This window comes from Methylocapsa aurea (assembly GCF_000746085.1).
Taxonomy (GTDB): domain Bacteria; phylum Pseudomonadota; class Alphaproteobacteria; order Rhizobiales; family Beijerinckiaceae; genus Methylocapsa; species Methylocapsa aurea.
The window spans coordinates 33,326-53,880 of the sequence record NZ_JQKO01000021.1; the positions used below are offsets into that span (position 1 = coordinate 33,326).

Annotated in this window: 16 protein-coding genes and 1 tRNA gene; 11 read left to right on the forward strand and 6 right to left on the reverse strand. The window is 61.9% G+C overall.

Annotated features, from left to right (window positions below; all coding sequences use genetic code 11):
- The first annotated feature begins 4 nt into the window (after positions 1 to 4).
- The 5 genes from DL86_RS18820 (at position 5) to DL86_RS13800 (ending at position 4,208) form a co-directional block, all read left to right on the forward strand.
- The gene (locus DL86_RS18820; RefSeq protein ID WP_156964654.1) at positions 5 to 862 is read left to right on the forward strand and encodes a redoxin domain-containing protein; all 858 of its coding nucleotides are present in this window, start codon (positions 5 to 7) and stop codon (positions 860 to 862) included.
- Positions 863 to 1,520: 658 nt separating this feature from the next.
- A complete protein-coding gene (locus tag DL86_RS13785) occupies positions 1,521 to 1,937 on the forward strand; it encodes a hypothetical protein (RefSeq protein WP_036262577.1) in 417 nt (138 codons plus the stop codon).
- Between the two features lie 31 nt (positions 1,938 to 1,968).
- Positions 1,969 to 2,682 (forward strand): hypothetical protein, encoded by a 714-nt coding sequence (locus tag DL86_RS13790; protein ID WP_036262579.1) that lies wholly within the window; start codon positions 1,969 to 1,971, stop codon positions 2,680 to 2,682.
- 25 nt (positions 2,683 to 2,707) lie between these two features.
- The gene (locus DL86_RS13795) at positions 2,708 to 3,508 is read left to right on the forward strand and encodes a hypothetical protein (RefSeq protein ID WP_036262581.1); all 801 of its coding nucleotides are present in this window, start codon (positions 2,708 to 2,710) and stop codon (positions 3,506 to 3,508) included.
- Positions 3,509 to 3,527: 19 nt separating this feature from the next.
- Positions 3,528 to 4,208, forward strand: a complete 681-nt coding sequence (locus tag DL86_RS13800) for a cupredoxin domain-containing protein (RefSeq protein ID WP_051953438.1) — start codon at positions 3,528 to 3,530, stop codon at positions 4,206 to 4,208.
- Between the two features lie 910 nt (positions 4,209 to 5,118).
- Here the strand turns inward: DL86_RS13800 and DL86_RS13805 are convergent.
- Positions 5,119 to 5,195, reverse strand: a tRNA-Arg gene (locus tag DL86_RS13805).
- 442 nt (positions 5,196 to 5,637) lie between these two features.
- Here DL86_RS13805 and ffh point away from each other — a divergent pair.
- Together ffh and rpsP are read left to right on the forward strand one after the other, a co-directional pair.
- A complete protein-coding gene (gene ffh, locus DL86_RS13810) occupies positions 5,638 to 7,236 on the forward strand; it encodes a signal recognition particle protein (RefSeq protein ID WP_036262582.1) in 1,599 nt (532 codons plus the stop codon).
- A 142-nt stretch (positions 7,237 to 7,378) separates the two neighbouring features.
- Entirely contained in the window at positions 7,379 to 7,741 is a 363-nt protein-coding gene (gene rpsP / locus DL86_RS13815; RefSeq protein ID WP_036262584.1) for a 30S ribosomal protein S16, read from the forward strand.
- Here rpsP and DL86_RS13820 read toward each other — a convergent pair whose 3' ends face one another.
- On the reverse strand, positions 7,742 to 11,539 hold the full coding sequence (locus DL86_RS13820) for an AAA family ATPase (RefSeq protein WP_051953440.1): 3,798 nt from the start codon (positions 11,537 to 11,539) through the stop codon (positions 7,742 to 7,744).
- 3 nt (positions 11,540 to 11,542) lie between these two features.
- Positions 11,543 to 12,778 carry an exonuclease SbcCD subunit D gene (locus DL86_RS13825; RefSeq protein ID WP_036262638.1) on the reverse strand — a complete coding sequence of 412 codons (1,236 nt, stop codon included), beginning with the start codon at positions 12,776 to 12,778 and terminating at the stop codon, positions 11,543 to 11,545.
- A gap of 130 nt (positions 12,779 to 12,908) precedes the next feature.
- On the opposite strand from DL86_RS13825, the gene DL86_RS13830 reads away from it, so the two are divergent.
- Entirely contained in the window at positions 12,909 to 14,165 is a 1,257-nt protein-coding gene (locus DL86_RS13830) for an oxalate decarboxylase family bicupin (protein WP_036262640.1), read from the forward strand.
- A gap of 76 nt (positions 14,166 to 14,241) precedes the next feature.
- Here the strand turns inward: DL86_RS13830 and DL86_RS13835 are convergent, their stop codons facing one another.
- A complete protein-coding gene (locus tag DL86_RS13835) occupies positions 14,242 to 14,838 on the reverse strand; it encodes a TetR/AcrR family transcriptional regulator (RefSeq protein ID WP_036262585.1) in 597 nt (198 codons plus the stop codon).
- Positions 14,839 to 15,510: 672 nt separating this feature from the next.
- On the opposite strand from DL86_RS13835, the gene DL86_RS13840 reads away from it, so the two are divergent.
- Positions 15,511 to 16,245: a helix-turn-helix transcriptional regulator gene (locus tag DL86_RS13840; RefSeq protein ID WP_036262587.1), complete on the forward strand. Its 735-nt coding sequence runs from the start codon at positions 15,511 to 15,513 to the stop codon at positions 16,243 to 16,245.
- 346 nt (positions 16,246 to 16,591) lie between these two features.
- On the forward strand, positions 16,592 to 17,218 hold the full coding sequence (locus tag DL86_RS13845) for an acyl-homoserine-lactone synthase (RefSeq protein ID WP_036262589.1): 627 nt from the start codon (positions 16,592 to 16,594) through the stop codon (positions 17,216 to 17,218).
- 193 nt (positions 17,219 to 17,411) lie between these two features.
- Here DL86_RS13845 and aptA read toward each other — a convergent pair whose 3' ends face one another.
- Entirely contained in the window at positions 17,412 to 18,767 is a 1,356-nt protein-coding gene (gene aptA, locus DL86_RS13850) for an omega-aminotransferase AptA (RefSeq protein WP_036262591.1), read from the reverse strand.
- A 103-nt stretch (positions 18,768 to 18,870) separates the two neighbouring features.
- Positions 18,871 to 19,512 (reverse strand): hypothetical protein, encoded by a 642-nt coding sequence (locus tag DL86_RS13855; RefSeq protein ID WP_036262593.1) that lies wholly within the window; start codon positions 19,510 to 19,512, stop codon positions 18,871 to 18,873.
- Between the two features lie 244 nt (positions 19,513 to 19,756).
- On the opposite strand from DL86_RS13855, the gene DL86_RS13860 reads away from it, so the two are divergent.
- On the forward strand, positions 19,757 to 20,506 hold the full coding sequence (locus DL86_RS13860) for a sulfite exporter TauE/SafE family protein (protein ID WP_036262595.1): 750 nt from the start codon (positions 19,757 to 19,759) through the stop codon (positions 20,504 to 20,506).
- Positions 20,507 to 20,555 lie beyond the last annotated feature (49 nt).

Here is a 20,555-nt window from a genome sequence, read left to right on the forward strand (position 1 = left end):
GCCTGTGCGGCCTGTCTTCGTCCTGCGTCGCTGGGGCATGGCCTTGATGCTGGCCGCCGGCTTCGCACCCCTGGCAATCTCGACGCTCTCGGCCGAACCCGATCCCGCGCCGGACTACAGCGCCCGCGTGCTTGGCGGCGATCAGGAGGCGGCTCTCGCCGGGCTGCGCGGCAAGGTCGTCCTTCTCAACACATGGGCGACTTGGTGCGCGCCTTGTTGGGGTGAGATGCCGGACTTCGAAATCATTTATCAGCGCTACCGAACCCGCGGTCTCGCCGTGGTCGGCGTGAACATTGACGAAGGCTCCGTCGACGAGAAAGTGCAGCGTTTTGTCGAAAAGATGGGTGTCAGTTTCGAGATCTGGCGGGATCCGCGGAACCGTTTCGCCAAGCGCTTCCGGGTGCTGGGCGTCCCCGAAACTCTGCTCGTCGATCGCGAGGGAGCGATCGTGCATCGCTGGAGCGGGCCGATGGACCCCAGCGCCGCCGAAAATCTGGAAGTCATCGAAAAAGCGCTTGGGTCAAGCGCTCCGGTTGCGGCCGGGCCAGAGCCGGACGCCAAGGCGGCGCTACAGCGCGGACGGCGGCTGGCCGAGCAGCGCGGCTGCCTGACCTGTCACTCGACCGACGGCTCGGCGGGCATGGGGCCGACCTGGAAGGGCTTGCTCGGCGCTGACGTCACCCTCGCGGACGGGCGTCGCATTGTCCGCGATAGCGCTTATCTTAAGCGCGCCATTCTTGATCCCGATATCGAGATCGTCGCCGGCTACGCCAATGGCGTGATGAGCGGAGCCATTCCCGGCAAGCGCTTGACCGAACCAGAGGCTGAAGCGCTGGTTCGTTACCTGGAGAGTCTGAATTAGGAAAGCTGTTGCGGCGGCGAACGCTGGCGCTCGCGTCATGTGAGTTCCAGGTTGCTCGGCGCGCCAACGCTTGTCGTTTCCAATGCTGTTGCAAAACCCGCCGCCGGGCGGACGCCAGCCAGCGCTCTGCAACAGTGTAGCATACTGACCAAAGAGCCGCGGAACCGACGACCGGCTGCATTTTCTCTTCGGAGGTCGATGCGACTGGGCCGAGAACGGCAGCGATTCAGTTCCGCGTCGATTGCAACCCGCCGCCTATGCGGCTTTGGGTCTCCGGTGGCCAATCTTCCGTTGCATCAAAAGGATCGTCGTCTACGCCGCGACTGACCTTGGCCGAGCGCCCAGAGCGCCTTCGTGGCATAGCTGCTCGCTGCCGCGGCATGGCGGCTTTCAGCAGGATTAGCAACAAGACCGGCAAAACAATCAATTGCTTCGCGTCGTTAGCGCGCTCGTCCAAATGGAAGTGTGGATCGCAGGATGCGCCTAAATAGGAGAAATCGTTGTATGTAATTTCGACGCCTTAAAATGAGCGCCAAATTTGAAGACGGATCGTTGTCAGCTGGATCAATTTGTGGTATATGATAATTAGTGATAATTTTCGCCATGCAGTAAGCCCTGTAGAATTGATTGAACTAGTTACTCTATTAGGAGAGGTAACTTGTCGATCTACAACGGCGACGCCCGGATTGGCGCCAGTCTCGATGGCAAGCGCGACGCAGCCGTCAAGACGGTAGTCTACCTGTTCGATTGCCCTGGGGGGCTGGTCGCAAATGCGCAGGTCCGCAATGGCGAGGCGCGGCTAGCCGCTGATCGTGGAGTCCACGGCCGTTCAATGAAGTGTCGCTTGACACGGCTGAACGCGCGGCGCGGGCGCTTCGAGACGGCGCACGCCATCTGTCAGCTGCGGCCAATTCCCAATCCGATCTGGCCGCTGTGCCGGGGGCCCTGCGTAGGCCGAGCGCCCGCGCGTCGCCGCGTCACGACGAACCGCTATGGCCGGTTGAACGGGCTCGATGCGCTACGCTCGTTCGATCCCGCGCCGGCGGCGCTGCGCTTGTTCGCCCTCATCCAGTGACTGCCGGCGCGAGACCGGCCTTGGAGGAAATATGAGCCTCACCGAAACTGAAACGGCGTTCGCCAGCGTCCACGAGGATGCGCTCAACGACGTTATCACGGCGTTCTGCACCTCACGGCCGCATCACCTCGCCTATGGATCGCCCGCCTTCACGCCAGTGACCACAGTGGCCGAGACGGCGATGCCGGCAATCGCATTTCCCGGCGTGCCCGGCGGCATCCAGTGGCGCATCCGCCTGTCTATCCCGCGCATCGACCTGTTCAAGCAGACGACGCCGCTGCCGCCCGAGCTGACGCTTGGCCCAGGACAGTTCAGCGCCGAGATCGACGTCGAGCTGTGCATCGAATGCCGCAGGCTTAAGATCGATCCCAAACCGCCGCGCCCACCCAAGGGGCGGGAGCAAGACAAAGGGACGCCCAATGATCCTCCGCGCGACGACCGCCGTCCGCTGAGCGAGCTCACCTGTTTCAAGCTGCGCGTGTTCGCGATTGGGCATATCGAGCATGTGCTGGCGTCGACCGGGGAGGATGCGATCGCGTTGGCCGTCGACGCGGTCGAGATCGTCGACATTAAACCGGATGAACTCGAGGCCTTTCTCGAGTGTTTTTTGTTCCTGATCCTGCAGGCCGCGCTCGCCGGGATAAGGCTGCCGCTGCGCGCGCTGCGCGCGGGCGCCTTCCAGCTCATTCTTGCCGTCGGTCCCCTCATCGATGACGATCGGGTGAAGGTGCGCGGCCTCGTTTGAACCCTTTGCGGCAGGAGATTGCACCATGGCCGAGATCATCGCAGCGATTGATGAACAGGGCGCCAACACCCTTCTCGACACCGCGATCAACATATTGCCCGCCCAGTCAAGCAGCGGATCGGGTAACCTTGGGCCTTTCGTCGCCAGCTATTCGGTAACGGCGACGCTGACCAATGGCGATGTCGATCTGATTCCGCCCGACATCATCCGACTGGTCGACCTTCGCGTTGACTGGGATCTGCATCTGAGCTTTGGCATCGATCTGAGCGCCATCCTGCCGGACTTCTGCCTGCCCCAGGTATGCATCAATATCCCATGCGTCGGCCGCGTCTGCACGCCGCGAATCTGCATCGACTGGCCGACGATCACCGTGCCGGTCTCGTTCGGCGATTTCATCAAGGCGACCGGCGACTTCCGCCTCGATATCAGCCTGACGGGCGGGGTGTGGAGGGTGCAGGCCGTTATCGTCGGCGTGCCCAACTTGCAGTTCGGGGCGACAACGGCGCTCCTTCTCGCCGCGATCGCCGCCGCGGTGACGCCGCTGCTGCTCGCCATTCCGTTCATCGGCCCGTTCTTAGCGATTGCGGTTGATGCGATCCTGCTCGCGATTGGAATCGCGGGCGTCACTGGCCTGCTTGGGCCGATCCTCACGCCATTCGTCAGCGGGCTCAAGATCCCGATCTACAGCCAACCCCAGCTGTTTCCGGTGCTGCCGGCGGAAAGCGCCATAGACCCGCAAGTTGCGGTGACGATCGATCTGATCGCCGCCGCGGTCGTCAACAGCGGCGAGGACGAGTTAGTGCTTTCCGCCGATATTTCGGCCTGAATTTGCGAGGAGACCTGCGATGCTCAATCAACTCGACAGTCGCGCGCTTGGTCGGGCGAACTGTTACGCGCAGAGGTTCATGAAGGCCGGCCTCTACCGCTACAATGTAGCGCCAGCGCATGGCCAGGCGCTTTCGACCGATTACCCATTCACAGTGCGCGTCGAGGAAAGTGGCAAGAAGACGGACATGGCCCAACACTCGCTGCATGTCAGCCAGCAGGGCAAGAAGTTTGTCGTCGAAAATGCCAACGTCACGATCAAGGTCGGCGACATGGTCGTCTGGAACGGCGGCTCTGGCGCACTCACGCCATTCGCAGTGGTGGGCGAGGACGATTTCTTTAGCAGTTACCGTATGGTCAACGAATGCGGCTTCAGTCACGCCTTTGGTGCGGCGGGCGAATATCATTGGGTCGATGCGCATGGCAGCAGCCTGTCAGGGATCGTCCGCGTCCGAAATCCTGAGTGCTCAAGCGGCGAGCAGCTCAAACGTTGGCGGCAAAGCTTGGCGGAAGGCGCCCTGGTGATGATCGCCGACGGCAAGCCCGACCAGGGAGAGGTTGACATCGTGATCGGACAGACGGTGTTCTTCGCGATCGTCAAAGGCCCCGGGATCTCGATCACCGATGTCCGGTTGCTCGACATTCCGGCGACACGAGGGGAGTGTAGCGACCGCGGGAACAACGCTACGTCGCACCGATAGGAATCGATGTCGCCTTGCACCCAATCTGGGTCCGCTTCACTTTCGGTTCGGTTGGTGAGCGTTATTGGTTCAGCAGCGGCGTTGCTCTGGAATTGCCGAGCAAAGCGCGGTCCGGATCCATCGCGTTCGTCGCTTGAGTCACCCACTACATGGGGTTCTGTTGCAAATCTGGCTCACGGTGATGGTGCGATAAGATCGGGACCCGCGAGTGGGGGCGCTGATCGATGTCCAAAAGCGCAGGCTGATCGCGGCGGGGGCGCTCCGAACATATCAAGGCAGCGCAAATTGCACCACCTTCGGGAAGCGCTCAGCCTGCCGAAACGCTCGTCTCGTGGACGCGAGGGATCAAGGTAAGGCGGCGCCAAGCACATGAATCGGCGGCGGTACGACCGAATAGAGCAGATCGAGCACAAGAACGCCAATGAAGGTGACGAAAATGCCCATTCCAAACGCCGCCAAACATTCGTCAACGAACCCAGCTATCGCAGGGACGCGCTGCCTAACGTAAGCAGTGGCTTGCTGTGTCTTCCACATTTGCTCTGTCCAAAAAGATGCTCCGTCATTCCGCCATCCAGTCGGATTGGGCGAAGGCCCGCGGCGATCGTCGCCTGGCAAAAGAAACCCGGACCAGTGGACCGAATAGTCCGGGCTTCCAATGGGAAGTTGGGCGACGAATTTCGCCGTGTGGTGCACGAATAAATAGTGCAGCGCGATCGGCTTGCAAGCTGGCTATCGCCCCAATTTGACCGTGCAGGCGCCAAAAGGCTTGCTTGCGGGCGGTCCAAGGGCCTATTAGCCATATAATTGTGTGGCGGGGCCGACGCGTCGAGCTTGCCGGTCCCCGTCCCGTCCCGCGCGCACGAGAGCGCCTTAGGCGCTCTGAATAAAGACTTATAAATACTGATAATATTGGCGTCCCGGAAGGGATTCGAACCCCTGACCTACGGTTTAGGAAACCGTTGCTCTATCCTGCTGAGCTACCGGGACCTGCCGGCTGGCGAGCGCCTTGCCGATTATGATCTTGAACGCCGCCTTCCAGATAATCAGGGCTCCGATTTAGCATGTTCGCGCGCGAGGGGAAATGGCGCGTCCTTCGCGCTGGCTCAAATTGCGTATTTTTGCGGCCTTCTTGACTTTCGCGCCGCTGCGCGCCTAAGAACCTCTCGATCCTCCTCAAGAGGTCCTTATATTGCTTGAGCCGCCTTGTCCCTTGAGACAAGCGGTGAACGTCCGGCAGCGCGCGGCGCCCCCGGGCGCGTTTGGCGTTGAACAGCGCCAACCTGGCTGTTTCGCCTGCCGGTCAATGTCCGGGCGGCGGATGCTGGGTTCGGCATTGCGTTAGAAGATGTTAGAGAGGGACCCCCCTCACACCCGGCCGCAGCCGCGGCCAGCCTCCTCCATCTGGGGGCTTTTCGACAGGATGAACCGCATGTTCGAAGGGCTTTCGGAAAAGCTCTCCACCATCTTCGATACGCTGACGCGGCGCGGCGCGCTGTCGGAGGCGGACGTCAATGTCGCGCTGCGCGAGGTTCGCCGCGCCTTGCTCGAAGCCGATGTGGCGCTCGATGTCGTGCGCTCCTTCATTGATAAGGTGCGCGCGCGCGCGGTCGGCGCCAATGTCATCAAATCGGTGACGCCCGGCCAGATGGTCGTCAAGATCGTCAATGACGTCTTGATCGAAACCCTCGGCTCCAATGCCGATCCGATCAATCTCGACGCCGCGCCGCCTGTCGCGATCATGATGGTTGGCCTGCAGGGCGCCGGCAAGACGACGACCACGGCGAAGATCGCCAAGCGCCTGACCGAGCGAATGAAGCGCAAGGTCTTGATGGCCTCGCTCGACGTGAAGCGTCCGGCGGCGCAGGAACAGCTTGCGGTGCTCGGCCGCCAGATCGGCGTCGAGACCTTGCCGATCGTCGCGGGCCAGACTCCGGTGCAGATCGCCAAGCGCGCCGAACAGGCGGCGCGTCTGCAAGGCTTCGACGTCGTTCTCCTCGACACGGCGGGGCGCACCCATATCGACGAAGCGCTGATGCAGGAGATGGTCGAGATCAAGGCGGCGACGGGACCGCATGAGATTCTCCTCGTCGCCGATAGCTTGACCGGTCAGGATGCGGTCAATCTCGCCAAGAATTTCGACGATCGCGTCGGCATCACTGGCATCGTGCTGACAAGGGTCGATGGCGATGGCCGAGGCGGTGCGGCGCTCTCCATGCGCGCGGTCACCGGAAAGCCGATCAAGCTGCTCGGCGCCGGCGAGAAGATGGACGCGCTCGAGGACTTCCATCCCTCGCGCATCGCCAACCGCATCCTCGGCATGGGCGACATCGTCTCCTTCGTCGAAAAGGCGGCCGAGTCGATCGACGCCGAAAAAGCCCAGCGCATGGCCGAAAGGATGCGCAAGGGCAAGTTCGATCTCGACGACCTCTCCGACCAGCTTGCGCAGGTCGAGAATATCGGCGGCCTGGGAGGCCTCATGAACATGCTCCCCAGCGTCGCCAAGATGAAAGCGCAATTGGCCTCCGCCAATATCGATGAGCGCATCATCAAGCGCCAGCGCGCGATGATTTCCTCAATGACCCGCGAGGAGCGGCGCAATCCCGATGTGCTCAAGGCCTCGCGCAAGAAGCGCGTTGCGGCGGGAGCCGGAGTCCGGGTTGAGGACATCAACAAATTGTTGAAGCAGCATCGCCAGATGGCCGACATGATGAAGTCGATGGGCGGCGCCAAGCGCGGCGGGGCGATGAGCAAGATGGCCTCGATGTTTGGAATGCCAGGGGGCGGCATGGGCATGCCGCAGCCGACGCCGGAGCAGCTTGCCGCCTTGCAAAAGCAGATGGGCCAAAAGCCGGGCGCGTCAGCGCCCCCCGTCAATCCCAGCCCGAAACCTCCAACCGGCTTTCCAGCGCCGCCGCCGCCCGGCCTCTTGGGAGAAGCGCCAAAATTGCCCGGCCTCGGCGGGACCAAGCTGCCGGGGCTTGGCGGCGGACTCTTGGGCGGATTCAATCCGTTCGGAAAGAAGAAATGATCGAGCAAGTCCGGGGCGACGCGCTTGTGCAAGACAGACTGGACGCCTCCGCGCCTGTCGCCAGGATGGAAAAACCTCGACCTCATCGAACCGTCAGAACACGCCAACATCGCATCATTTGAAAATTTGAAAGGAAGTATCAATGTCCCTTAAAATTCGTCTGTCGCGCGGCGGCGCCAAGAAGCGTCCCTTCTATCGGGTCGTCGTCGCCGATTCGCGCATGCCGCGCGATGGCCGTTTCATCGAACGGCTCGGCATTTTCGATCCGTTGAAAGCGAAGGATTCCGCCGACCGGCTCGTCCTGGACCATGAGAAGGCGCAGGCCTGGATCGCCAAAGGCGCCCAGCCGACCGACCGCGTCGCGCGGCTGCTCGACGGTCTCGGGGTCATCAAGCGCGAGCCGCATAGCAATCCCAAACAGGCGCTGCCAAAGAAGAAGGCGCAGGAACGCGCCGCCGCGGCTGCTGCAGCCGCGGAAAAGGCCGCCGCCGCCGCCGCGAGCTGATCAGCCTCGCGGCCAAGCCTCAAGCAGAGCGGCCTCAAGCAGAGCGGCGCCGCCCGGCTGGGCGACCCGCACCGTGCTGCGGCCATTGCCGCATTTTTCGACCCGCACCTGCACCGCGATGCGTTCGATCATCGCGGCCACATGGGTGATGACGCCGACCTTGCGGCCGCGCCCATGCAGCGACTCCAGCGCATCGATGGCGACATCGAGCGTTTCGGCGTCAAGCGAGCCGAAGCCTTCGTCGACAAACAAGGTGTCGACGAAGGCCTGGCGCCCTTCGAGCCCAGAGAGCGCGATGGCCAGCGACAGCGACGCCAAGAAGCGTTCGCCGCCGGAAAGGCTGCGCGCGGCGCGCCGCTCGTCGCCCATGTCGCGATCGATGACATGCACGGAAAGATCGCTCGTCGCCGCGCGCTCCAGCCGGTAGCGCGGCGCGAAGGCGGCGAGGTGCCGGTTGGCGAGGGCGATGAGCTGGTCGAGCGTCACCCCCTGCGCGAAGCGGCGGAATTTGTCGCCCGACGCGGACCCTATGGCGTCATCGATCGCCTGCCAGATTGCAAAATCCGCTTGGGCGCTTTCAATTCTTGCGGTCAGGGCCGCGGCGCCGGCGCGCGCCGCATCGTCGGCCGCGATCTGATTGTCGATCGCACCCGATCGGCGCTGCGTTTCATCGAGCCCGTCTTGCAAATTGGCGATGTCCGTTCTCAAAGCCTCCGCGTCGATTTCCGATCCATCGCGCGCGAGGAGTTCGTCAAGATCGCGCTGGCGTTCATCGAGATTTGCTCGGGCCAGCGCCTGGGCCGCTTCGATCGCGTCGAGCTTCGCGCGTAAGGCCTCGCGGGCCGCGGGTTCAGCTTCAAGCAAGGCGCCGACGCGATCGACCGGCAGGCCCGTTTCCACGATGGCGGTAGTGAAGTTGCGCTCCGCTTCGATCAGTTGGAGCCTCAAGGCCTCCTGATTGGCCAAGGCGCCCGCTTCGCCATTGGCGGCGGCGGCGAGGGCCTTGCCAGCTTCTGCTTCCGCGTCGCGAGCGTCATCGAGTCTTGCCCGCGCCTGCCGGCGCAGCTCGTTGTGACGGGTGCGATGGGCCGCGGTCGGCTCACCCTCGAGCAAGAGGCCGCGTTCGCACTCGGCTAGGCGCAGAGCCTCAGCGCGGCCCGCGGTTTCGGCGATGGCGTTGTCCAGGCTCTTGATCGCGGTTTGCGCGGCTTCGCGCGCGGCGGCCAGTTTTGGATTGAGGGCTTGCAAGGCGGCTTCGTCCCCGGCGAGCCGCGCCTTCTCTTGGCGATAGGTTTGCCCTCGCGCCTTCACCTGCGCCGCCGCCGCCAAGGCATCGAGATCGACATCGGCCGAGGTCAAATCGGCGGCGGCGAGGAAGGGGCCAAGCTCGCGGTCGATCGAGAGCAGACGATCGTCCAATTCCCGCAACTGCGCCTCCGAGCTGGAGCGTTCGACATCAAATTCGTGCAAGGCGCGGCGTCGCGCCTCCAGCTCAGCCAGTTTCCCCTCCAGGTCCGAAGCCGCCTCCGACAATTTCCGGCGCAGCAATTCGAGATCGGCGCGCAGGGCCTTGGCTTGGCCGAGCGGGTCCGCCAGCGTTTCGCGCTCGGCCTTTGCAATCGCCGCCAGCTGCAACACGGGCGCAAGCGCGGCCTCCGGCGCGTGCGGCAGCGCATCGGGAAAGCCCAGCGCGGCGCGGCTGCAATCGAGCGGGTCGCGACGGAGCGCATAGGCTTCGGCGGCCGCCTCTAATTCGGCCAGGGCCAATTGGTCGCGGCGCAGAGCGTGGTCATGGCGGGCGGCGGCGCCGGCGCGCGCGCCTCTGGCGGTCTCGATCAGATGCGCAGCGGCGGCAAGCGATTGGTCGAGCTCGGTTCGCCGCGCGCGGATCCGGGCGACGAACTCTGCGCCGGCGTCCGCTTGATCGGCGTGGGGATGATCGGCGCCGCCGCAGACCGGGCAGGGCGCGCCGGGCACAAGGGCAGCGCGCAGGTGAATCGCTTCGGGCGAGGCCGTCGCATCGGCGAGATCGATCAGGCCGAGGATCTCGGCCCGCGCAGCTCTCTGGTTGGCCTGGGTTTGCGTCGCGGCGAGGAGCTGCGTTTCCGCGCCTTCGATTTCCCGCATAGCGGCGGCGGACGCGGTCTTTGCCTCGATGCGCTCATGCTGCGCCCTTGCGTGACGATCGAGGATCGAGGCGGCGTCGGCAAGCCCGCCCAGAAGACTGGCAAGAGCGGAATCGCGCTCGCGCAAATGGTCTTCGCCAATTGCGGCGAGGCCGACGCGGCGCGCCTCGTTTTCCGCATTCAGGCGATCGCGCTCGCCGCGCATCGCGTCCGCGGCCAAATCCAGATCGACGATCAGGCTCCTCAGCCGTTGCGCCTCTTTTGATGCGCGGACAAAAGCCGCATGCGCTTTCTGGCGGCGCGTTTTGAACTCGCTGCGTTTGAGGAGAAGCGCTTCCGCCTCATCGCAACGATCGGCGAGGATCACGCTTGCCGAGCAGGCTTCGAGCTTTGTCGCCAGACTGTCGCGTGAGGCGCTGGTTTGCGTGGCAAGCGCCTCAAGGCCTTGGAGCGTCGCCGCGTGGGCGTCCGCCTCCATCCGCGTCTTGTCGCGCTGCGCCTCAGCCTTCTCATGCTCCAACCGCAAATGATTGATCGTCGCGTCGAGCTGTTCGCAGCGGGTCCAAAGCGGTCCGAAGGCCTTGAAGCGGTCTTCTGCTTCAAGGTCCAAGGCCAGAGCGCTTTGCCGCGCCAGGGCGGCGTTTTCGGCCGCCTCGCGCGCAGCCGCATGAAGGCCGTTGGCCTCGGCGAAGGCCGTTTGCGCATCGGCGAGGCCCTGCCTTGCTTGCGTAAGCAAGGCTGCTTTCGGCCGCAACGGCTCGATCCGATCGAGGTCGGCAAGCTCGGCCCGCTCCGGCGCGAGGGTTTTCCACCCGAGCGCCGCGACCTCCAAAGCCGATGTCGCCAGCGCGCATTTTTCCCGCGCGACGGCGCGGCGCGACTCGTGTTCGAGGCGCTGTTGCAAGGCGTCGATCGCTTGGAGGCTCGCCCTGGCGCTGGCAATCAATTCGACGCGCTCATTGGCGAGCGATATGCGCTCCGCCTCGTCGAGGAGGCCAACGCCAGCGCGTCTCTCCTCGAGGCTGCGCATCTCGTTCCCGCGCCGCTCCTTCTCTTCATAGGCGCGCCGAGAGATTGCCGCATAGATTTCCGTGCCGGTCACCTTTTCAAGGAGCTCGGCGCGTTCGTTCTCGCTGGCGAGGAGGAAAGCGTCGAACTCGCCCTGGGCGAGCAGGACCGTGCGGCGAAACTGATCGAAGGTGAAATCGGTCAGCTGCTGCACTTTTTCCAGCACCGGCTGTACGCCGCTGGCGATCGGCTGAAGGTCGGCGATGCGGATCAGGCTGCGTTGCGGTTTTTGCAAGGCGCCATTCGCGCGTCCGCGCGCGCGGAAGACCTCCCAGCGCACCCGGTAGGCGTCTCCATCCACCCCTTGAAAATCGACCTCGGCGAAGCCCTTGCCCGCGCCGCGCCGCAACAGCGCGCGGGCGTCCTTGCCGCTGATCTCTTTGCCGCCGGGATCGGGCGCCTGTTCGGACCGGTCGATGGCGACGCGCGGATAGGCGCCATAGAGCGCAAGGCAAATCGCATCGAGGATCGTCGACTTTCCGGCGCCGGTCTCGCCGGTGATCGCGAAAAGGCCGGCGCCGGCGAGAGGTTCGCGGCAAAAATCGATCTCGAACGGGGCGGCGAGGCTGGCGAGGTTCTCGCCGCGCACGGCCAGGATCCGCATCGCTCAAAGCCCCGCGCGCAGAAAATGAAAAGCGTCGAGATGTTCTGGCGCCGGAGGCTTGCGATTGCGCTTTTCGAAGGCGCGTTTGAACATTTCCTCTGGGTCGCGGTCGGCGAGCGGGACGAGAGGCTCCAAAGCCTGCGCCGCCTCGGCCACGGCTTCGGGCGTTGCGGCGACCCGCGCATCGACGAGGCGGACTGGAAAACCTTCGACGAGGCGATCGACCTCGGCGCGAAAGCCGGAGACCAGGCCTTCGCGCGCGAGCCGAATGTCGAGAAAGGGCCGCCTTTCAAGCGGCATATGCGGATCGAGATCGAGGCAAGCCAGTCGATCGGCAAGCTCATCGAGGCGCAGTGCGCCCTGGTCGGGCAACCGGAGAAAGGGGATTGGACGCGCCAAGGGGATGTGTTCGGTTTGGACATTGGCGCCATCGAGAGTGACCAAAGTGACGCCGTGCCGATACGGTTGTTCGGCCGAAGACAGCGGAAATAAGGACCCGCTGTAGCGGATGCTCGGGCCGCCGACGGCCTGAGCCCGATGCAGATGTCCGAGCGCGACATAGGCCGCGTCATGGCGCGCGAATATTTCGGCTGGAATGGCGTGTTCGCCGCCAATCAGGATGCGCCGTTCGGCTCCCTCCGATTCAAGGCCGCCGGCGACATGCAAATGCCCGGTCGCGATGAGCGGCAGGCCCGCGCGCAGCGGCGCAGCGCTCTCGAACAGCTCGGCGTAGAGGGAAGCGACGGCGCGAACGATGGGCGATCCGGCCTGCCCGCCTTGACTGAGCGGCGGCAGGCAGGCCGCGGTCGGATAGGAGGTGGCGAGGATATGCGCGACGACCGCGCCGCTCGCATCCTTGAGCGCGATGAGATGCCGGCCGAGGTCGATCTTGCCCTCCCGCCGCGCGATGTTTCCAACGACATGGACCCCGAATTGCTCCAGCAGCGCGCTGGGGGCCGCGAGCCTGCCCGCCGCGTCATGATTGCCCGCGACGATGACGATGGCCAGAGTCGGGCGCGCCCGGTTGAGTCCGACGAGAAGATCATAGAAGAGGCGCTGCGACTCGCCGCTGGGGTTCTGGCCATCGAACACATCGCCGGCGACGATGAGCGCATCGGCGGCGCGCTCGACAACCAATTGGATGAGATCGGCGAAGACGGCGCGGTGCTCCAACTCGCGGGAAAAGCCGCGCAGCGTCTGGCCGATATGCCAATCGGCAGTATGAATGATTCTCAACATGCCGCCGCAGTTTGAAGGATTCGCGAAGCTGGCGCGAGGCTGAATCCAAGGGCGCAACGGGGTGGCTGCGCCTTGCGTCTTGGCTGGCGATCACATACCATTTTGAAACGCTATGCCGGAGGCTGATTCGATGTCCAAGGTTTCGCGGCGCAATCTCCTTTCGGCGACAGCGGCGGGAGCGATGGTCACAGCCGCCGCGAGCGCGCGGGCCGCCTCGTTCGGCAATCCGGATGAGCCGCCGCAGGGCGCGATCAACACTAAAGGCAACCCGGCCAGCCTCACCGATCCCGGTCCGCAGAACCCGGCGATCGGCGACCAGTTTCCGTCGGCTCAGTCCCCGCCGCCGACCGATGTCAGCGACATGCCGCTGTTCTGGGCGTCGTTCAACAATGCGCCCAAACGCATCCAGAATGGCGGCTGGGCGCGGCAGGTGACGCAAGCCGATTTCGCGATTGCCGAGTCGATTTCCGGCGTCGACATGCGCCTTACCGCTGGCGGAATACGGGAGATGCATTGGCATCTGGCGGCCGAGTGGGGCTTTGTATCTTACGGCAATTGCCGGGTCACCGTGCTCGATGAAATGGGCCGGGCTTACGTCGCCGACGTGAAAGAGGGGGATCTTTGGTATTTCCCGGCGGGCTTGCCGCATTCGCTGCAAGGGCTCGGGCCCGATGGCTGCGAGTTCCTCCTCTGCTTCGACGATGGCAAAGCCACGGAATATAATACGCTATTGGTCACCGATTGGCTTGCGCATACGCCGCCGGACATATTGGCCGAGAATTTCGGCGTCCCGGTGGGGACCTTCTCCAAGATCCCGCTCCACCAGCTCTATATCTTCCAGGGCAAGTTGCCCGGCGCTCTTTTGGCTGACCAGGCGGCTGTGAAGGGAGCGAAGGGTTTTCCTCCACATCCGTTCACCTTTTCCCTGGGGTCCAGCGCGCCGGTGCGCAAGACGAAGGGCGGCGAAGTGCGGATCGCCGACAGCAATAATTTCATCGTCTCCAAGACGATCGCCGCGGCGCTGGTGACCCTGCATCCAGGCGGCCTTAGGGAAATGCATTGGCATCCGAATGCCGACGAATGGCAATATTGGATCAAGGGCAAGGGGCGAATGACCGTATTCGATTCGGGACCCAAGGCGGTCACGATGGACTTCAACCCCGGCGACATCGGTTACGTAAAGCGAAGCAACGGCCACTATATCAAGAATATTGGCGACGGCGACCTGCAGTTCCTTGAAGTATTCAAAAGCCCCTATTTCGCGGATGTTTCTTTATCCGACTGGATGACCCATACGCCGCCGGCAATGGTCGCCCAGCATCTGAACGTGGACGAGGCGACGATAGCGAAATTTCCCAGCAACAAGCCGGAGATCATGCCCGAGTGATCAGCTCCCTCCCGGGCGCGCCGGGAGGAGGACAGGGCGGGTCCCGGCTTTCTCTGGAAGAGTTAAGTCGGCGCTGTCAGGCGGGGGCGAGAGCAGCCAGTGAAAAATCGATCATTTGGTCAATGGTCGGCTCGGGATCTTCCGCGCATTCGACCATGAGTCGCGGGTGACAGAAGCGAATGCAGGCGCTGCGGACAAGAATTGCCGAAAGGTCTGGGTCGTCGGAGCGGAATTCACCCGCGGCGACGCCCTGACTGATGATCTGCGCCAGAACTTTATCGAGTCTTTCTAAGTGTTCGCGAACAATTGGCCAGTTTTCATTATAGGCCGTCTCCACCAATTCGTGCAACTTGCGGTCGGACATGAAACGCTGAGCGTTGATTTTCTCGATCACAACGATGACGTCGCGCAAATTTTTGGCTGGCGAGCCGGTGCGTCTGGCAATTTCTTCCACAGCGGCTTCGATCTCATTGAGGATCCGTCGGCAAACCGCTACGTTAATCCCGGATTTCGCCGCGAAAAACCTGTACACGTTAGCAGGCGACATCTGCAGTTCGCGCGCGATGTCAGCGACGGTCGTCTTCTGAAAGCCGATCTGCCGAAACAAGCGCTCCGCCACCTCGATAATATCGAGCTGCGTGTCGTTTTCTTTCTTTTCGCTCAAGATTTTCATTCCACCGCATTCTCAAAAGAATTAAAGAGTTTTACCACAACTAAACCGCACCAGCTTCACCCATATGAGTATCTCAGGCCACATCCACTTGCGTCAATGAGGCGCTGTTTCCACCGCAATAAGGACGAGAAGACCAAGAAGCAACTGGACGCGGGCGGCAGCCAAAGTTAATTGGATGACTGCTCTTGGCGACCATTGGCCAATTCACGCAGCGGCTGTGAAGGCTATTGCCCAGGCGTTCATTCAGCGCAGTAAAAGTCATGTGCGGCATCCTTTTAGGCGCCTATTTGATCGCCTGTCCACAAGCGACAATTGGGGATAATTTCATATCGTTTCAAGACAAAGGTCAGGAGATTCTTATCTATTGACGGCGGATTGCGGCGCACTGTTAACGGCTAATCTCTTTCACCGTTCACTTTGCGCCGGCTTGGTTCCGAAACTTCAACCTTTTTGGGGCTTCGCTTCGGCTTCAAAATCGGCTACTTGAATAGCCTTGCCCGCGTGCTGACACGGGCAAGATCAATTCGCCCTCAATAAGCGCGGGCTGCGGGCGAGGCTGTGCGAAATGACACTTCACCTGACATCTGGCATGTGCCAACATGTCTCATTTAATCGCTTTGGCGGCTAGAGCCTGTTTTTAACTTTTTTGCTGACGACGATGGGAGCCTAAGAGTGGCGAGTCTTGAAGACGTAGATGTGCGGACGCTGCTTCAGCTCGAAACCGATCTCACCGATCAGACTCTCGACGGGTTCATTGAATATGTTCGCAAGCACTATGGTTTGGCGAACATCGCATATCTCTGCCCTTCTTTTCGCGGCCGCTCAATGGTCGATCCCTTCGCCAATATGACCTATAGCGACGCCTGGATCGAGCATTACAGAGCCCAGGGTTATGCGCCGGTCGATCCGGTAATCAATATTGGCGCGCGCTCGGTTCTTCCGGTCGATTGGGCGCGGCTTCCGCGCATTGATAAGAAAGTGCAGCGCTTATTTGGCGAAGCCAAGGATGCCGGCGTCGGCCAGCAAGGTCTGACAATTCCCGTGCGGGGTCCGACAAATGGCCTTTGGGCGCTTTTCATCGCCACTTCCAATGAAAGCGACGCATCTTGGTCGGGCCGACGCTTCGAGCTCATGAAAGATCTCGTCCATGTAGCTCATTATGTGCATCAGCGCGCCTATGAACTGCATGCCGAGGATGTTCCTGTGGATCTCAACGCCATCACGAAGCGTGAGGTCGAAGCGTTGGAATGGTCCGCCGAGGGAAAAAGCCTAGCCGATATCGCGATTTTGATGCGGATCTCGACCGAGACGGTCAAAGCGCATCTCGATTCGGCGCGCTTTAAGCTGCAGGCGCTCAATCGCGTCCATGCTGTCACAAAGGCGATTCGCGCCGGACTGATCCAGTGATCATCCCCGATTCGGGGAATATCCGTGACTTATAATAAATATTAGCATTTGTCATTGATCACGCCGCTATTTGCGTGTATCGATGTCTTTATGCGGGCAGAGAGCAACACAAACGTTCTGCCGCAGAAGAGACGTCGCTGCGCGAGCGTTGCGTCTGCAGGCTCGGCTAGATGGTCGACGCTCAGCTTGAGTCGCGCCACGATTAAGGCGCAATTCCAATTGACCGCGCTGTCAACTTGACCGCGGCTGCCGCTATATAGTGGCGGTCTATCCCCGATCCGGGGAATATCCTTAACACGCGATGCGTATCAGCATAGGGCATCCATTCAATCTTTGGGAGCCTAAAATGCTTAGCATAGTCCATGGTTATGAACGGCCCTCCCGGCCTGAGCTTTTCGATGCGATGTTCCGTCACCGCAAGACAGTCTTCATCGACCAGAAAAAATGGGATTTGAAGGCGGTCGACGGCGAGTTCGAAATCGACGAGTTCGATCGCGACGACACCGTCTATTTGTGCAGCTTGCTGCCGGACGGCAGCCTCGCCGGCTCCATCCGTTTCCTCAATACGACGACGGATCATATGGCTGGCAGCGTTTTTCAGCCTATGTTTCCTGGGCTTACCGTTCGCTCGCCGACGATTTGGGAAGCGACGCGGTTCGCGGTTCCAGAGGACAAGCGCCTTCAGCCGAATGGCGTCTCCCGCGCGGCCTGCGAAATCATCGTTGGGATGTGTCTCTTTGGCCTTGAATATGGCGTCACCCAAATGACCGCCATCTACGAGGCGGGACTTGAGCGCGTTTTCAAGAAATGCGGCCTGACGCATTATGTTCTTGGACGCCACCGGAGCGAGGAGCATGGCGCCGTGCATTATGGACTCTGCGAGGTCTCGCGCGAACTCGAAGCTTCAATTCGGAGCGCGACGCAGTTGATGCCCTATGAAACCGTTGAAAACGTCGCCGTGGCGGCGGAGTAGTTCACAGTCCGAAACCTGGATCGATGGCGAACTCGAAATGGCCGCGGTTGATCGCCGCTTATCGATTTGGCGATTCTCGCGGCGAAAGAGCGATTGTTTCTCCGATCTGACTAAATTGCGAAAGGCGAAGCGCTTGCGCTTCGCCTTTCGCCGTCGGTCGCATGTGGCGCGGGGCTATTTGCCCGATTATCTATTAGGCGACCGCCTTGATCGCCATTGCGGTCTTTTCCACGATCTCGCCGATCTGCGCTTCGCTGACGATCAAGGGCGGCGTCAGGATCAGGCTGTCGCCGGCGATGCGCAGGAGCAGATCGTGGGCGTGAAAGGCGTGATCCATCGCCTCGAAGCCGCGCTTGCCGGGAGCGTCCGGCTTGCCTGCGAGGTCGATCGCGGCGGTGAGCCCGAGCGTGCGAATGTCAAGCACATTGGGCAGCCCCTTCAAGCTATGAATGGCGTCGGCCCAAAGCGGCTCGAGTCTTAACGCTCGAGCGAACAGGTCTTCCTCGACATAAAGGTCGAGCGTTGCAAGACCAGCGGCGCAGGCGAGCGGATGACCGGAATAAGTGTAGCCGTGAAAAAGTTCGACTGCATGGTCGGGGCCTTTCATGAAGGCGTCATGGATTTTCTTCCGGACGAGAACGCCGCCCATCGGCACGGTTCCTGAAGTGACCCCTTTGGCGAAAGTGATCATGTCCGGCAGCACGCCATAGCGCTGGGATGCGAACGCGTGGCCGAGCCGGCCAAAACCGCAAATGACTTCATCGAATATCAGGAGGATGCCATATTTGTCGCAGATCGCGCGCAGCCGCTCCAGATAGCCTCTTGGCGGCGGCAGCACGCCGGTCGATCCGGCCATCGGTTCGACGATCACGGCGGCGATGGTCGAGGCGTCGTGCAGTGCGACCAACCGTTCGAGTTCATCGGCGAGATGGCCGCCCCACTCGGGTTCGCCTTTGGTGAAGGCCTGTTCGGCGCGATTGTAGGTGGCCGGCAAATGATCGACGCCAGCGAGAAGATTGCCGAATGCCTTGCGATTGGCGACCATGCCGCCGAGCGCCGTGCCGCCGAAGCCGACGCCGTGATAGCCGCGCTCGCGGCCGATCAGCCGCTGGCGGGCGCCCTGGCCGCATAGATTATGATAGGCGAGGGCGATTTTCAGCGCGGTGTCGACCGCCTCCGAACCCGAATTGACGAAGAACACATGGTCGAGATCGCCGGGCGCCAGGGCCGCGACCCGGCTCGCCAAGGCAAAGACTTTCGGATGTCCGAATTGAAACGGCGGCGCAAAATCCAGCTCGGCTGCCTGCGCCTGGATCGCGGCGACGATCGGCGCGCGGCCATGTCCGGCGTTGGCGCACCAAAGGCCGGCCGTGCCGTCGAGAATAGCGCGGCCGTCCGGCGTGTAGTAGTGCATGTCTTTGGCAGAGGAGACGATGCGCGGATTCTGCTTGAACGCCCGGTTCGAGGTGAAGGGCATCCAATAGGCGTCAAGATCATTGGGCCGGAGCGTCTGCGCGGATTGGCCTTGCGGGTCGGCGGCGGAAGTCATGGCGAGGCTCCGGCAAAGGGAAATGGGCGGCCGAATGTCAATCGGGAAATGTCAGTGGAGGAGGCGGCGTCTGCGCCAAGATCGAAGCATAAGCCGTGCCGGCTCAGCAAAGATCCAGCGCCCAATCGCAGAATGATTTTGCCCCAAGTTGCGTAAGAACAAAAAGCAATCCCGCGATAAAGGCGGGGCTCGCTGCTTCCAGCCCCGGAATCTGTTGGAGCGCCGCGGCCTGGCCGGCGCATGCCTCTGGCAAAAGAGCGCGGCTTGCCGCCGGAGGTTTGCGCTCGATGCGCGGAGCTAGCGCCGCGTCGCAGAGAAAGCTCGCAAAACGCTCCCAAAGCGCGGCGAAAGGATCGCGTTCATATTTGAGTTTCAAGACAAACAAACGCGGATCGGACGGCGTCATCATTTGTCCGTCGTCGCCTTTTGTCGCATTGTCGATCTCCGCCAGCAGCCGCCATTGCCACGTCGTTTCGAACGCCGCGCCAGCGATCTTTTGATCGCAGAGAGCCCAGATGCGTTTGGCGCCGATCTCGCTGGCTGCGATAGCGTCCGGAGTCGCGGATTCTGCGTCCGCGATCGGCTCCAAAATCAAAAGCTCGAGCGCGCGGGAAAGTTGCCGCTTTTCGCGATCGCCCCATTCCGGCAAGCCCGCCCAATGGGCGATCGGTTGGCCATATTCTGCTTCAAGCAAGGCGCTGAATGTGGTCAAACCGGCTTCCAAAGTCGCGTGCGAAGAGGACATGACGTCAATGCTGGCTCGAATGGGTTGATGACTCATCGGTTCGATAAAGGCGCGACTTAAAGTGGAAGTATTGGAGCATGCCGGGATCGAAGAAGCCGATCAACTTTTTTTGAGAACATGCTGTAGAGCGCTTTCGGATTCAGTGGAATCAGAAAGTAGCTTTAGCTTTTTATTCTATCGCATTTTCTTAACGCGAACCGGCATCCATTTCGCTCGAACATGCTCTAGCTCGTAGGAACCCGCCATGGTTGTCGCACTCGTCACTCTCGCCGCCTTCGCGGCGGGCTTCATCAACGCCGTGGCGGGAGGGGGGTCGTTTCTCACGTTTCCGGCTCTGATCGCCGCCGGGCTTCCGCCCATCGACGCCAATGCCTCAAGCACGGTCGCGCTTTTCCCTGGCCAGGTCGCGACCGGCTTCGCCGCGCGGGACGGTCTGAGGGCGGCGGCGATGGACCACCGCGTCAATGTGCCGGTTTTGGCGTTGATCAGCCTTGTCGGCGGTCTCATCGGCGGGCTTCTGCTTCTCGTAACGCCGCAAAGCGTCTTCAGCCAAATCGTTCCCTGGCTCATCCTTTTCGCGACGGCGATCTTCGCCGGCGGCAATTTTTTTCACCCCGACGCCAGCAAATTCCGGCTGAATCGGGCCGGCATTTTCATCGCCCAGGGCGGGGTGGCGATCTATGGCGGCTATTTCGGCGGCGGCATCGGCATCTTGATGCTCGCCGCGCTGACGCTCTATGGGTTGCGCGACATCTGGTTGATGAACAGCCTGAAAATCCTGCTGGCGGTGCTGATGAACGCCGCCGCCGTCGTGACGTTTATCACGGCGGGCCTTGTCCATTGGCATGTGACGATCGTCGTCTGCGCCGCCGCGATCGCCGGCGGTTATGCTGGAATCTATTCCGCGCGGCGGATGCCGGCGTCGATCGTCAAGGGTTTCGTCGTTGCGGTGGGCGTCGTTCTGACGATCTATTTCTTCCTGAAACCGGCTTGATCGGAGCGCGCTGGGTCCTTGCGGGCGGCGCAGGCGAGAGGAGAAACGA

What these genes read in the sequence shown, in the direction of transcription:
- DL86_RS13790 (WP_036262579.1), top strand. Translation starts at nt 1,969, where the DNA reads ATGAGCCTCACCGAAACTGAAACGGCGTTCGCCAGCGTCCACGAGGAT.
- DL86_RS13795 (WP_036262581.1), top strand. Translation starts at nt 2,708, where the DNA reads ATGGCCGAGATCATCGCAGCGATTGATGAACAGGGCGCCAACACCCTT.
- DL86_RS13800 (WP_051953438.1), top strand. Translation starts at nt 3,528, where the DNA reads ATGCTCAATCAACTCGACAGTCGCGCGCTTGGTCGGGCGAACTGTTAC.
- ffh (WP_036262582.1), top strand. Translation starts at nt 5,638, where the DNA reads ATGTTCGAAGGGCTTTCGGAAAAGCTCTCCACCATCTTCGATACGCTG.
- rpsP (WP_036262584.1), top strand. Translation starts at nt 7,379, where the DNA reads ATGTCCCTTAAAATTCGTCTGTCGCGCGGCGGCGCCAAGAAGCGTCCC.
- DL86_RS13820 (WP_051953440.1), bottom strand. Translation starts at nt 11,539, where the DNA reads ATGCGGATCCTGGCCGTGCGCGGCGAGAACCTCGCCAGCCTCGCCGCC.
- DL86_RS13825 (WP_036262638.1), bottom strand. Translation starts at nt 12,778, where the DNA reads ATGTTGAGAATCATTCATACTGCCGATTGGCATATCGGCCAGACGCTG.
- DL86_RS13830 (WP_036262640.1), top strand. Translation starts at nt 12,909, where the DNA reads ATGTCCAAGGTTTCGCGGCGCAATCTCCTTTCGGCGACAGCGGCGGGA.
- DL86_RS13835 (WP_036262585.1), bottom strand. Translation starts at nt 14,838, where the DNA reads ATGAAAATCTTGAGCGAAAAGAAAGAAAACGACACGCAGCTCGATATT.
- DL86_RS13845 (WP_036262589.1), top strand. Translation starts at nt 16,592, where the DNA reads ATGCTTAGCATAGTCCATGGTTATGAACGGCCCTCCCGGCCTGAGCTT.
- aptA (WP_036262591.1), bottom strand. Translation starts at nt 18,767, where the DNA reads ATGACTTCCGCCGCCGACCCGCAAGGCCAATCCGCGCAGACGCTCCGG.
- DL86_RS13855 (WP_036262593.1), bottom strand. Translation starts at nt 19,512, where the DNA reads ATGTCCTCTTCGCACGCGACTTTGGAAGCCGGTTTGACCACATTCAGC.
- DL86_RS13860 (WP_036262595.1), top strand. Translation starts at nt 19,757, where the DNA reads ATGGTTGTCGCACTCGTCACTCTCGCCGCCTTCGCGGCGGGCTTCATC.